The 376-nt window shown below is 64.1% G+C and carries 1 protein-coding gene; it reads left to right on the top strand.

Annotated features, from left to right (window positions below):
• Positions 1 to 23 precede the first annotated feature (23 nt).
• The coding region (locus ACTFO6_RS17265) for a hypothetical protein (RefSeq protein ID WP_439935671.1) at positions 24 to 376 on the top strand (353 nt) is incomplete at its 3' end.

The following is a 376-nucleotide window of genomic DNA, read 5'->3' as shown; positions in this document are numbered from 1 at the left end:
CTGTTGACCAAGGCACGGTGCTCGTGCGCGCGCTGCTCGATTTCATGCGCCGAAAACGGGCTGTGTCCTTCGACTTCTATCAGTCGTTCCTCGATCCCAAGAAGACACCGTGGAGCTGGTTGACCGCCGAGCCCTACGGGCTTTCGATCGCGGAGCACGAGAGGGGCGCGGTCTTCTTCATGCTCGATCGGCCCCCGGCGCTGCGGAGCCGTTCGGTATCGGGATTCAAGTTCGAGCCGCTCGTCAAGGATACCGAGCGCGGAGCGACCGGCGGAATCGCCAGGCTCGTGTACGACAAGGCCGGCCTGGGCGCAACGATCGGCGAGGAGTGGGTCCGCCGCGTCGTAGATCTGCTGCGGGAGGAGCAGCATGAAAT

Origin of the sequence: Pelomicrobium sp. G1, assembly GCF_051905455.1 — a bacterium.
Lineage (GTDB): Bacteria > Pseudomonadota > Gammaproteobacteria > Burkholderiales > UBA6910 > Pelomicrobium.
The sequence above is the reverse complement of the archived record's forward strand: the minus strand, read 5'-3'. Positions and strand labels throughout refer to the sequence as shown.